The organism is Apibacter sp. B3919 (assembly GCF_026537405.1).
Lineage (GTDB): Bacteria > Bacteroidota > Bacteroidia > Flavobacteriales > Weeksellaceae > Apibacter.
The window spans coordinates 13,969-27,013 of record NZ_JAFNMG010000003.1 but is presented as its reverse complement, the minus strand read 5'-3'; the positions used below and the strand labels follow the sequence as shown (position 1 = coordinate 27,013).

The window sequence follows — 13,045 nt, the reverse complement described above, 5'->3', positions numbered from 1 at the left end:
AAATTATTATAATTATAAGTATTGAAAATACTAAATAACTTATACTTTAATTATAAGTTTTAAGTTATATAGTTAAGATGAGAACTGGTCGGATTATTTCAATTTTTTGGTAATACTATATTAAATATTTTATTTAAATAATAAGTAATTGAAAATAAGGGCTTTACTACTATGCGTAAAAAGTAGGTAAAATCTGATTTTTATTAAAAATACTTCATTCAATGAGCTAAATAAAAAAAGGTTGAAATTATTCTCAACCTTTTTTTATTATTTTATTATAAAGTATTATTTTTTACTTTCAGAATCCTTTTTTTCAGGTTTAGGTAATAAGACTTTTCTTGAAAGTTTAATCTTTTTCTTATCGTCTACACCTAAATATTTCACTTCGATGATATCTCCAAGCTTAACGGAATCTTCAACTTTTTCCAAACGTCTCCATTCTAACTCGGAAATATGAACCAATCCTTCAACACCTTTAGAAATCTCAACAAATGCTCCAAAAGGTTTTATTGAAACCACTTTAGCTTTGTAAGTAGCTCCAACTTCAGGTACGAAAGCAATTTGTTTAATTTTTTCAATTGCTTCATCAATTTTGGCTTGATCAACTCCCGATATTTCAACTTTTCCTACATCATTACTCTCTTCAATCGTAATTACAGTGTCTGTATCTTTTTGAAGTTGTTGAATGATTTTTCCTCCGGGTCCGATAACAGCGCCAATAAAGTCTTTAGGAATTTCCAAAGATACCAATTTAGGTGCATTGGGTTTCAAATGATCATTAGGAGCGGAGATGGTTTCCAATATTTTACCTAAAATATGTAAACGTCCTTCCTTCGCTTGATTCAAAGCTTTTTCCATAATTTCAAAAGATAACCCTTGAATTTTAATATCCATTTGGCAAGCGGTAATACCGTCGGCAGTACCGGTTACTTTAAAGTCCATATCTCCTAAATGGTCTTCATCTCCAAGTATATCAGAGAGAACGCTCCATTTGCCTGAATCCTTATCAGTGATTAACCCCATGGCTATACCGGATACAGGTTTCTTTATTTTAATACCCGCATCCATTAATGCTAATGTTCCTGCGCAAACAGTTGCCATTGAAGAAGAACCGTTAGATTCTAAAATGTCGGAAACAACACGTATAGTATAAGGAGAATCTTTTGGAATAACATATTTTAAGGCTCTTTGAGCTAAATTACCATGACCTATTTCTCTACGAGAAACCCCTCTTACCGGTCTAACTTCACCGGTTGAAAATGGCGGGAAATTATAATGTAAATAGAATTTTTCTTCGTGTTGAGATATTACATTGTCCACTCGATTAGCATCCAATGAAGAACCTAGGGTAACAGTAGTCAATGATTGAGTTTCACCGCGTGTAAAAATGGCTGATCCGTGAGATCCCGGAAGATAATTAACTTCACACCAAATAGGTCGGATAGTTTTTGTGTCTCTACCATCTAAACGAATGCCTTCATTTAATATAAGTTGTCTAACAGCGTCTTTTTGTACATCATGAAAATAAGTAGCGGCTAAAGATTTTTTTTCTTCTAATTCTTCTTCAGTATATCTTGATAAAAATTCTTCTAAAACAGCATCAAATTTTTCGCTTCTTTCATGTTTTTCAGAAGGTGTTTTTGCTATATCATAAATTTTTTGATAGGAAAATTCTGTAATAGCACTTCTTAATTCTTCATCATGAGTTTCATGGCAATATTCCCTTTTAGGCTGAGATTTTCCAACCTTAGCGGCTAATCTTTCTTCAGCATCAATTTGTTTTTTAATGGCTTCATGAGCTACCGAAATTGCATCGATCATATCTTTTTCAGAAATTTCGCTCATTTCACCTTCAATCATAACGATTGAATCTTTGGAAGCACCCACCATTATATCAAGATCAAATCCTTCATCCATTTGAGCAAGGCTCGGATTAATGATGTACTTTCCATTATGGCGAATAATCCGAACTTCAGAAATTGGTCCGTTAAAAGGAATATCAGTGATGCTTATAGCTGCTGAAGCCGCTAGTCCTGCTAATGAATCGGGAAGTATGGAGCCATCGTACGAAATAAGTTGAATCATCACCTGTATTTCGGCATGAAAGTCGTCGGGAAATAAAGGGCGTAGAACACGGTCTACCAATCGCATGGTTAGTATTTCCTCATCCGTTGGTCTTCCCTCTCTTTTCATAAATCCACCCGGAATACGTCCTCCGGCTGAGAATTTATCTCTGTAATCCACTGTAAGAGGTAGAAAATCTACTCCGGGATTAGCCTCTTTTGCAGCCACTACTGTTGCTAATAACATGGTTCCACCACAGGTAACTACAACAGAGCCATCTGCTTGTTTAGCAAGTTTTCCGGTTTCTAAGATGATTTCTCTTCCATCATCCAAGACAATTTTTTCTGTAATTGCTTTTGGAATCTCCATAAAAATAAAAAATTTGTTAATAAATATATAATAAAGCAAAAAGAAAAGGTAGTGTTGATAAAATAGCTACTTATCTTAAATAGGAAAACACCAGAGAACACTCAAGTCCATTAAAATAATAAAGATTAATGGAATTCAGTGCTCAGTGTGTTAAAATATATAAAATGAATAACTTATTAAATTAAACTTTTTTCTTTTCGTGCTTTTTTCAAAAGATAATAAAAGAGGCAATTGATAAATTGCCTCTTTATAATTTCTTTTACTTACGAATACCTAATTCTGCAATAATTGCTCTATATCTGTTAATATCTTTTTTCTTTAGATAATCAAGTAATTTTTTTCTTTTTCCCACTAATGCCACTAAAGCTCTTTCAGTATTGAAATCTTTATGATTTCTTTTAAGATGCTGTGTTAAATGGTTAATTCTAAAGGTAAACAAAGCTACCTGTCCTTCAGCGCTACCGGTATTTTTTTCATCTTTACCGTGTTTAGCGAAAATTTCTTTTTTTACATCTGATGTTAGATACATGCCAATATTATTTTAATGATTATTATGTATTGAGCAGCAAATATATAACTTTTTTTTAGATGTAAAGAAAATAAGAGTGCTTTTGTGAAAAATACACTCTTATTTGTATAGTTTGCTGTATCTTACTAGTATTTACTTATTTTGTTAACGGAGCAAATTCAAGTACTACTTTACCATCTTGAACAAATTGTAAAGTGTAATTGGTAAATACTAAGGTACTTCTTTTACCCATTAATTCTAAAAATCTAGGCTCTTGGTTGTATTCAGGACAAGCCATAAGAGTTGAAACCATTGGACTAGGATTATATACATTACCAATTAGAGCAAATGAACCGTTATATTGATTGCATCCTGCATTACCATTGGTTCTGTTTTTATCAAAGTCAAAATTTAAAGTAGGAATTTCTCCTTTAAATGAATTTGTTGCTAACGTACCGTCTATAGAAGTTAGATACCATGTACCTCTTAGTTTAATTTGTAATTCTTTATCATCCACTTTTTGTGCAACATTTTTGGTAGAATTACAACTTTGAAATGTAGTACCTAAAAATAATAAGAATAAACTGGTAATACTAATTTTAATTAAATTTTTCATATATTATATTAAATTAAATTTTTAAGCTTTTATAAGCCTTTTTTAACTTTTAAAGCGTTATCTCAAATATTTTGCCAAAGTATAAATTCAGGATAAATTAGGAATTTAACAATTGATTAATTTCTTTAAATCCACCACCATTATATATATCATTAAATCCTTCTTTTTTGAGGTAGTTAACTATTTTTTCGGATCGTATTCCTGATCTGCAAAATACTATAAGTGGGGTAGAAAAGTTGCGAATTTCTTCTATTTTAGATGGTATCTCATTCATGGGAATTAAAATAGCTCCTTCTACTTTTCCTTCTTTAATTAATTCTTCTTTTTCTCTTACATCCAGAAGGGTTGCCGAGCTTTTTTTCAAAAGTTCTTTTAGATCCATAATTACCAAATAATAATTCTTTCTTTTTTAGGTTTAAACATTTTATCTCCTTTTTGTACATTAAATGCTTTATAAAAGCCTTCAACATTTTCTAGAGGGGCAATCGCTCTATAATAACCCGGAGCATGTGGATCTGTTTTAATTTGGTTAACTAAAGCTTCTTCTTTGGATTTTGTTCTCCAAATGGTTGCCCAAGATATAAAATATCTTTGTTGCGGTGTAAAATTATCAATTTTACCGGGATTACCTTTTTCTTTTAAATAAATTTGTAAGGCATCATAAGCAATGGCAACTCCGCCTAAATCGGCTATATTTTCACCTAATGTTAATTTTCCGTTTATATGTAGACCCGGAATGGGTTCGTAAGAGTTATATTGTTTTTCAAGTGCTTGAGTAGCTTTCTCAAATTTTTCTTTATCCTCAGGTGTCCACCAATCTTTTAAATTTCCATCTCCATCAAATTGAGAACCACTATCATCAAATCCGTGAGATATTTCATGACCTATTACGGCTCCGATTCCACCAAAATTTATTGCTGCATCTGCTTTATAATCATAAAATGGAGGCTGTAAAATGGCTGCAGGAAATACAATTTCATTATAAGAGGGATTATAATAGGCATTTACTGTTTGAGGAGACATCAGCCATTCGGTTTTATCTACCGGTTTACCTATTTTGTCTTTATCTCTCTCATAATTAAATACAATAGCATTTAATTTATTTTGAAAATAAGATCCACCTTCTTTTACAGATTTTATTTCTAACTTAGAATAGTCTTTCCATTTATCCGGATATCCGATCTTAACCGTAAACTTGTTTAGCTTATCTAATGCTTTTTGTTTGGTAGGGTGAGACATCCAAGTTAAATTATTAATATGGATGGCAAAAGATTTTTTTAGATATTCAATCAATTCATTAGCGTTTCTCTTAGCTTCTTCCGGAAATACTTCAGCTACGTATAGTTTACCAAATGCTTCACCAACTAAAGAATTGATACTTGTAAGAGCGCGTTTTTCCATTGATCTTTGCTCTGATTGCCCTCCCAATGTTTTATTGTAAAAATCAAAGTTTATATCATCCAATTCTTTGGTTAGGCTATTAGCTGCAGATCTTACAATATTTATTTTTATATAATCTTTTACTAATGAAAGGTTTTGTGGAGTAATATTATTATCTAGGTTTTCAAAATATTTTTTTTCGGGAATAATAACTGTATCTACACGTACTCCCAGTTTTGTCAAATAATCCGTTAAATTTATATTTTTGGATAATTCGGATAAACTTGTAAATGAATAAGGATTATTTTGAAGTTGCGCGTTTCTAATTTGCTCTACTGTTAAGAGATTAGAAGCTAATTGTTTTTCGAAAGCAACAATAGCAGAAGCGGTTTTATCCGGTTGTTTGTGTCCGATTACCTTTAATAATTTTGATAAATAGATTGTATAATCCTGTAATGTTTTTAAAGATTTTTCATCATTTTTTTGATAATAATCTCTTCCCAAACCTAAACTTACATCTCCTAAATATACCGCATTTTTATTGCTGTTATTTAAATCGGATTGAACGCCGTATTCATAAAAAGGATTCATTTCTAACGGAGTGAATTCGATAAGTAAATTTTGTAAGTCCGTAAGGTTTTTAACTCGGTCCACTTTTTTTAAATAAGGTTGAATAGGAGCTATGCCTTGTTTGTTTCTAGCATCCATATCCATGAATGAACTAAACAAATCTTTAATTTTTTGTCCTTCAGAACCTTTAGGATAATTTTTATTATTTGATTTTTTTAGAATCGTAAGTGATACAGAATCTGTAAATTCACGTAATTGGTCAAAGCTTCCCCATCTGGAACGGTCAGGAGGAATTTGAGTAGTTTTCATCCAATTTCCGTTAACATAATTATAAAAATCGTCTTGCGGTCTTACTTTCTTATCCATGTATTCTTCATTAATTGCATGTTTTTGAGCAAATACTCCGGTAAAAGGCAGCAGCGCAGTTGCAATAAATAATATTAAATTTTTCATTATTAAAAATTAATTCTCAATCAAAAATAGTTAAAAATAGTCATATAAGCTATTTTTAACAAAACTTTAAAATGAAGTAAAATAAGCAATATATTTTAAATTGTTATTTTTGTGAAAATTAATTCTCTTTTATAAATACTTATACAACTTTTACTAATGAGTGAGCCTATTTTGTACTTAAGAAATGCTAATATTTATCAAAAAAACTTTTTAGTTCTAAGTCATGTTAACATGAGCTTAGAAAAGGGTGAATTTTATTATCTTATTGGTAAAACAGGTAGTGGGAAAAGCTCATTGTTAAAAATTTTATATGGAGATATTCCTTTGCTTGAGGGGCAGGGGAAAGTAGTTGATATTGATTTGGTTTCCTTGAAAGATAGTGAAATTCCTACATTAAGAAGGAAGTTAGGTATTGTATTTCAAGATTTTCAATTATTAACGGATAGGAGTGTAGAAAAGAATTTATTGTTTGTTTTAAAAGCGACCGGATGGAAAGACGCGTATGCCATCAATGAAAGAATTGAGGAGGTTTTACAAAGTGTTGGAATGGCAACAAAAAAACATAAAATGCCGCATGAACTTTCCGGAGGTGAACAGCAACGGGTAGCTATCGCAAGAGCTTTATTAAATCATCCGTCCTTAATTTTGGCAGATGAGCCGACCGGAAACTTGGATCCTGAAACTTCTAATGAGATTATGCTGTTACTTAAAGGCATTGCACAACAAAATAATTGTACCATATTAATGGCTACTCATGATTATTCGATGATTAAGAACTTTCCTGCAAAAACTATTAAATGTGAAAATGGAAAGATTTATCATGGTGATTCCAATGATCTTTTTATTTAAATTATATTAATTGAAATTATAATATTTAAACTTCTATGATTTCAATTCTTGTTCCGGTTTATAATTATTCTATTATAAATTTAGGTAAAGAATTGGTAAAACAAGGAGCAGAATTAAACGTACCCTATGAGGTACTTTTTCTTGATGATGCCTCTGTCAATCACGAAGTCACTAAAAGTAATCAATTATTTTGTGCAAAAAACAATCTTACTTATATCATTTCCGAAGAAAATTTAGGAAGAGCTAAAGCCCGTAATTTTTTAGCACAAAAAGCTAACTATGAATGGTTAGTATTCATGGATTCCGATGTTATGCCGGCTACTTCATCGTATCTTAAAACTTTTGTTTCATCTATTCATTGTGAAAGCCAGGTTTTAAGCGGGACTATATTATATAGGAGGAATTTGGAACAAACTATTCAGAGGTCTTTACGTTGGAAATATGGAGTTACTTATGAAGAAACTTCTCTAAAAAAAAATTCTTGTAACTCAAATTATCTTTATCTAAAAACAGCTAATGTAATGATTAGAAAAAGTATTTTTCACTCCATTCCTTTTCCTATTTTAGAACGCAATTATGGATATGAAGATACATTGTTTGGGTTAACTTTAGAAGCAAATACTATTAAACTTGAATTAATAGAAAATCCTGTTTATCATGAGGGAATTGAATCGAATCATATATTTTTAAACAAAACGGAAGAAGCTATTAAAAATTTATCAAGTTTAATACAACATGATGAAATACTATGTAAAAAAATCAGACTTGCAAAAGTATATTTTCAAATAAAAAAAGTGAACGGCGTTAAATTCGTAACCTACTTATTTAAAAAAAATCGTGGTTTAATGAAAAAGAATTTATTGTCCGAAAATGCAGATTTAAAAATTTTTCAATTATATAAAATTGGGTATTTGTGTTATTTACTCGCCTGATTGAAAATATTTAATAAGGTTGATTCCTGTGCTTCCCAATTGTATTTTATTGAAGTTTTTTCCAAGTTATTTTCATAATGTTTTTTTCCTTTAGAAAGTAATAATTTTATTTTTTCTGAAATTTCAATCGCTGAATGATTGGTAATAACTTCGCCAATTTGATTTTCATTTATCATGTTTTTTATTTCCGGAAGATAGGTTCCTAGAACGGGTATTTTAGCATGAACATAATCAAATATTTTATTTGGGAGAGCATAACGATAACTTAGGCCCCCGTCTTCTTCCAGACTCATACCTAACTCAGCTTTAGAAGTTATTAATTTTAGTTGTTCAGGTGAAATTTCTCCTAAGAAATAAATTTTATGATCTAAACGTAATTCTTTGCATAAATTTTCGAATGTGTTTTTTAATGGGCCATTACCAATAATCCATAATTGTGCATTTTCAATATATTTCATGGCTTCTATCATTTTATCAATCCCTCTGCTGAAATTAATGGCTCCTTGATATACTATAATTTTCTTATTACATGGGGTTTCAGGTAATTTAGTATAAATATTTTTATTCTTATCGGATACAGTGGCGATGATTGGAACATTTTTAATTATAATAGGGCGGTTGCTATATCTTTCTTCAAAAAAATCTGCATATCCTTCACTAACGGTATAAAAATATTCAATTTTGGGTATAAGATATTTTTCCAGTTTTCTCCAAAGTTTTTGAGCATATCTACCTTGTATGGACGGCAGCTCAGAGTATATTTCATGACTATCAAAGACTAAAGGAATTTTTTTAAATTTTGAAACTAAATAATTAGGTAAAAGAGAATCCAGATCGTTAGCTAATAATATGGTGTGTTTATCGGATTGAAATAATAGTTTCCAAAATAATTTAAAATTAAATTCCGCAAATAATAAAAATTTTCTTTGAAAGGCAAGATGAAAACGGTGAAAAGAATAGGGTCTATTTAATGGGGGCTTTCCATATAAATTAGTACCGATAATTGAAATTTCGTAACCATTTTTATATAAGGAATTGCAAACCTTTTCTACTCTTTGATCCGTAGCTATATTATTAATTACAGAAACTAATACTTTTTTTCGTTGAGTCATTTTAACTAACAAAAATAATAAATTAATTATCTGGATAAAAATAATATATTTGTAGTTTGTTCTCTTTTACTGATGCGACAAAAATTACATATTCTTTTTTTACCTTATTGGTTTCCTTCCAAAAAAAATCCTAAAAATGGTAATTTTATCTTACGACATGCTCAAGCGGTTGCAACAAGACATAAGGTAAGTATTCTTTATGTTGAAAGAGATGAACAGTTAAAAAATGAATTTGAACTTACTACGGATAAAGAAAAAAATTTATTTATTTTAAAAATTTATTATAAAGGAAGTTCTTATAAACTCATTAACTACGTTAAAAAATGTCAAGCCTATATAAAAGGTTTACGGAAAATAGAAAAAGTAGATTTACTCCATATTCATGTCTTACATTATTATGCTATTCTTGCTTATTATTTTAAGATGAGGAAGAACATAAATTTTGTAGTTACAGAACACTGGTCGCGTTGGCTCACAAACAATTCTAGTCTGTCTCTCAAACTTTATTATCTACTAATGAAGCTAATTTGTTCTAAAGCAAGTTGCCTGATACCTGTAACTCAAGATTTAGAGTTAAACATGAAAAATAAAGGAATTAAGGGGAAATTTAGTATTATTCCAAATGTGGTAAATACGAAAATTTTTAAACCATTAGAGAAAAAAAAGAAAAAAAATGAATTTCTGCATATTTCGAATTTAAACAATGAATACAAGAATATTACAGGTATTTTAAATGTAGCTAAAAGATTAGCTGATTCAGGATATAGATTTACACTTCAAATAGGAGGGGATGGAGATAATACTCATATAAAAGAATTTATAAAAAATAATAAGCTGAAAGAATACATTTTAACTTTCGACTCTTTATCTGAGGTTGAGGTTTCGGATAAAATGAAGAATGCGGATATATTAGTCATGTTTAGTAATACAGAAAGTCAACCGTGTGTAATTAATGAAGCATTTTCGTGCGGTTTACCGGTAATTTCAACTAATGTAGGAGGAATTTCTGAGTTGTTTCCTGAAAATTTTGGGATTCTTATAGAAAAAGGTAATGAAGATCAATTGTATGAAGCAATGGGAAAATGTATTACGGGTAAAGTAGAATTTGCAGAATCTGACGTTATGCATCAATTTTCTGAAAAGCATTTTAGCATAAAAAGTATAGCAAAAAAAATGGATCAAATATATATGAATGTTATGCTCAAATACACTAAATAGATACTACCAATGATAAAAAGTTTATCATCTTTTTTACTTGAATTCAAAAAAAATAAAGGAGGATATATTGCTATATCTCAAGTAGTAAGTAAATTGGCAATGGTAAGTAATTCGTTTTTTATAGTTAGAATTCTTACCAAAGAGGAATTTGGATCGGTTACATTAGCCTTGTCCATTTTATCTTTTCTTATGCCCTTTATAAATATGGGAAGTCAAAATGCATTACTTCGCTATGGCTCATTAGTCTCCGACAATAAGGAAAAGGATATATTAAGTAGTTATAATTTTAAAGTAGGCAATAAGCTCAATAGTATCACCATATTTTTATTTCTTATTATTTGCTTGTTGTTTGCTACAAAATATAAATATTTAACAATAATTTCATTAGTATTAAGCTTACGTTTTGTCAGTCTTTCCTTTTTTTATCAAATACGCATAGATTTTCAAATACGAGATAATAATTATGGTTATGCTATGACGGATATGGTCTTTAATGTTAGCACATTAGTAATTTCTTTATTGTTCAGTTTTATATTTGGAGTTTATGGATATGTAATTTCATTATCCATTTCATTTATTTTTTTTTATTTCTTCCTTAAGAAATATAGTAAGTCTAAAGAAAATGCGAAACTTCCCGTATCTAAAAAAGAATTTTGGAAGTATTCAATAGGTAGTTCCGTAGCTAATTTTTTACATACATCTATTTCATCGATAGATACTTTTATGGTAGGATATTTTCTTTCGGCAGTTAGTATTGCAGAATATAGAATTTCATCTATCATTCCTTTTAATTTATTCTTTATTGCTCAAATGTTTATAGTAACAGATTATCCTAAATTTGTAAAGAACTTTAACAACAAAAAGTATTTTCAAACCTATATGAAAAATTATTTTATAATTTTTTTTGGTTTGGGAAGTGTGTTTATATCGGTATTTTTTTTATTTGGAGATTTTATAATTAATTTATTATTTGGAAGTAATTATCAGGCAAATACGGCCTTTTATATTCTTATGATTGCTTCGGTTTTTTCTTTACTCGTATTGATTCCTTTTGGAAATATTTCAGCAGCATTAGGGTTACTAAGAAAGAATATTTATGCTTCCGTAGGAGCTATTATGATTCAGCTAATTGTAGGAATATTTTTGATTCCTCACTATGGAATAGCAGGAGCAGCAATGGCAACCGGTTTAGCGTATATATTTTCAGGATTTTACAATATGAGTACTGTATATTTATATTTTAAAAAACTCTAATTTTCAAAGCTTTTCCATAAATTATCATTTTCCGGAACAGGAGCCTCCAGTACAATCTTTTCCTTCTTAATCGGATGAATAAATTCAATTTTTCTGGCTAATAGATGAATGCTGCCATCAGAGTTGGAACGATCAGCACCGTATTTTAGATCTCCTTTGATTGGACATTTAATTGCACTGAGTTGTGCTCGTATTTGATGATGTCTTCCTGTTTCCAAATCGATTTCCAATAATAGGTAATGGTCAGATTTTTTTATTATTTTATAAGTTAGAATGGCCTCTTTGGAACCGCTTTGAGCACTCGATGAATTAAAAATAATTGCCTTATTATTTTTTTCATTCTTCTTTAAATAGTGAACTAACCTTTGTGTTTCAGGAATTTCATTTTTTTTTACTACTGCCCAATATGTTTTTTTAATTTCTCTTTTCTTGATCATTTCCGTCAATCGAGTAAGGGCTTTACTCGTTTTAGCAAATATAACAATGCCGGAAGTAGGACGATCAATGCGATGAACAAGTCCGGCAAAAACATTTCCGGGTTTGGAATACTTTTGCTTAATATAAGATTTTACTTCATCCAATAATGAAATATCACCGGTCTTATCTCCTTGAACGAGCTGACCGGCTTTTTTGTTTATAATGATGATATGATTATCTTCAAAAAGTATTTGATTTTCAGTAAGCATATTTTTAAAAAAATAATTCCAATAATTTAGGACACTAAAATTTTATATCCTTAAATAGGTGAAAAATTTAAAAGCTTTCTTCTTTACTTGGAAATTCTTGGCTTTTCACATCTTGAACATAATTTGAAACGGCTTCAACAATTTGTTCATGAAGATGTAAATATTTTCTGGCAAATTTAGGTTTGAAATTTTTATTTAAGCCTAGTAAATCATGAATAACTAAAACTTGACCATCTGTAACATTTCCTGCACCGATACCAATGGTAATAATATCTAATTCATTGGTTACCTTTTCTGCTAATTGAGCCGGTATTTTTTCTAATACTAGTGAAAAACACCCTATTTCCTCTAATAATTTAGCATCGGAAATTAATTTATCTGCTTCGGCATCTTCTTTCGCTCTTAACTTGAAAGATCCAAATTGATGAATGGATTGAGGAGTTAAACCTAAATGTCCCATAACAGGAATACCGGCTTTAACAATGGCTTCTACAGAATCTTTTATTTCAATTCCTCCCTCCATTTTTATTGCGGAAGCACCGGTTTCTTTCATAATTCGAACGGCAGAATGATAAGCTTGTAAAGGATCGGATTGGTAGGTACCGAAAGGTAAATCTACAACTAATAAAGCTCTTTTAATTCCTCTTGATACACATTGGGCATGATAAATCATTTGATCCAACGTTATAGGCAACGTAGTTTCATATCCTGCCATTACATTAGCTGCAGAATCGCCAACTAAAATAGCATCTATTCCGGCTTCATCTGCAAGACTTGCCATAGTGTAATCATAAGCAGTTAACATAGATATTTTTTCTCCCGACACTTTCATTTTTTTGAAAGTTTCAGTAGTTATCTTTTTAAATTCCGAGTGTATTGACATTATTATTAGTTTTTGGTAAATTTATGATAATATTAATTAAAAAGTATTTTTTAAGCTTTATCTTGTATATAGTTTATTATATTATAAGATATTAATAAACTCTAAAAATATATTACATCTGTTAAATTTATGAATGCAAATTACATTCCTT

At 29.9% G+C, this 13,045-nt stretch carries 12 protein-coding genes; 4 read left to right on the top strand and 8 right to left on the bottom strand.

The window, feature by feature from the left end; translation table 11 throughout:
• Positions 1–285 precede the first annotated feature (285 nt).
• The 5 genes from pnp to J3U20_RS06245 form a co-directional block, all read right to left on the bottom strand.
• Positions 286–2,433 carry a polyribonucleotide nucleotidyltransferase gene (gene pnp / locus J3U20_RS06265; RefSeq protein WP_160542431.1) on the bottom strand — a complete coding sequence of 716 codons (2,148 nt, stop codon included), beginning with the start codon at positions 2,431–2,433 and terminating at the stop codon, positions 286–288.
• Between the two features lie 259 nt (positions 2,434–2,692).
• Positions 2,693–2,962 (bottom strand): 30S ribosomal protein S15, encoded by a 270-nt coding sequence (rpsO, locus tag J3U20_RS06260; RefSeq protein WP_105297112.1) that lies wholly within the window; start codon positions 2,960–2,962, stop codon positions 2,693–2,695.
• A 136-nt stretch (positions 2,963–3,098) separates the two neighbouring features.
• Positions 3,099–3,557, bottom strand: a complete 459-nt coding sequence (locus J3U20_RS06255; RefSeq protein ID WP_105297113.1) for an META domain-containing protein — start codon at positions 3,555–3,557, stop codon at positions 3,099–3,101.
• A 97-nt stretch (positions 3,558–3,654) separates the two neighbouring features.
• A complete protein-coding gene (locus J3U20_RS06250; protein WP_160542430.1) occupies positions 3,655–3,939 on the bottom strand; it encodes a rhodanese-like domain-containing protein in 285 nt (94 codons plus the stop codon).
• A 2-nt stretch (positions 3,940–3,941) separates the two neighbouring features.
• Positions 3,942–5,960, bottom strand: coding sequence for a M13 family metallopeptidase (locus tag J3U20_RS06245; protein ID WP_160542429.1), 2,019 nt, complete (start codon positions 5,958–5,960; stop codon positions 3,942–3,944).
• 156 nt (positions 5,961–6,116) lie between these two features.
• Here J3U20_RS06245 and J3U20_RS06240 point away from each other — a divergent pair, with 156 nt between their 5' ends.
• Entirely contained in the window at positions 6,117–6,809 is a 693-nt protein-coding gene (locus J3U20_RS06240; protein ID WP_105297116.1) for a cell division ATP-binding protein FtsE, read from the top strand.
• Between the two features lie 35 nt (positions 6,810–6,844).
• Positions 6,845–7,741, top strand: a complete 897-nt coding sequence (locus J3U20_RS06235) for a glycosyltransferase family 2 protein (RefSeq protein ID WP_160542428.1) — start codon at positions 6,845–6,847, stop codon at positions 7,739–7,741.
• Here J3U20_RS06235 and J3U20_RS06230 read toward each other — a convergent pair.
• A complete protein-coding gene (locus tag J3U20_RS06230) occupies positions 7,726–8,853 on the bottom strand; it encodes a glycosyltransferase (RefSeq protein WP_160542427.1) in 1,128 nt (375 codons plus the stop codon). The two genes, J3U20_RS06235 and J3U20_RS06230, sit on opposite strands and share 16 nt — an antisense overlap.
• A gap of 72 nt (positions 8,854–8,925) precedes the next feature.
• On the opposite strand from J3U20_RS06230, the gene J3U20_RS06225 reads away from it, so the two are divergent.
• The gene (locus J3U20_RS06225) at positions 8,926–10,071 is read left to right on the top strand and encodes a glycosyltransferase (protein ID WP_160542426.1); all 1,146 of its coding nucleotides are present in this window, start codon (positions 8,926–8,928) and stop codon (positions 10,069–10,071) included.
• A gap of 9 nt (positions 10,072–10,080) precedes the next feature.
• Entirely contained in the window at positions 10,081–11,325 is a 1,245-nt protein-coding gene (locus J3U20_RS06220) for an oligosaccharide flippase family protein (RefSeq protein WP_160542425.1), read from the top strand.
• Here J3U20_RS06220 and J3U20_RS06215 read toward each other — a convergent pair.
• Positions 11,322–12,011 carry an RluA family pseudouridine synthase gene (locus tag J3U20_RS06215; protein WP_105297121.1) on the bottom strand — a complete coding sequence of 230 codons (690 nt, stop codon included), beginning with the start codon at positions 12,009–12,011 and terminating at the stop codon, positions 11,322–11,324. The genes J3U20_RS06220 and J3U20_RS06215 overlap by 4 nt on opposite strands.
• Positions 12,012–12,078: 67 nt before the next feature.
• Positions 12,079–12,894, bottom strand: coding sequence for a 3-methyl-2-oxobutanoate hydroxymethyltransferase (gene panB, locus J3U20_RS06210; RefSeq protein WP_160542424.1), 816 nt, complete (start codon positions 12,892–12,894; stop codon positions 12,079–12,081).
• Between the last annotated feature and the right edge of the window lie 151 nt (positions 12,895–13,045).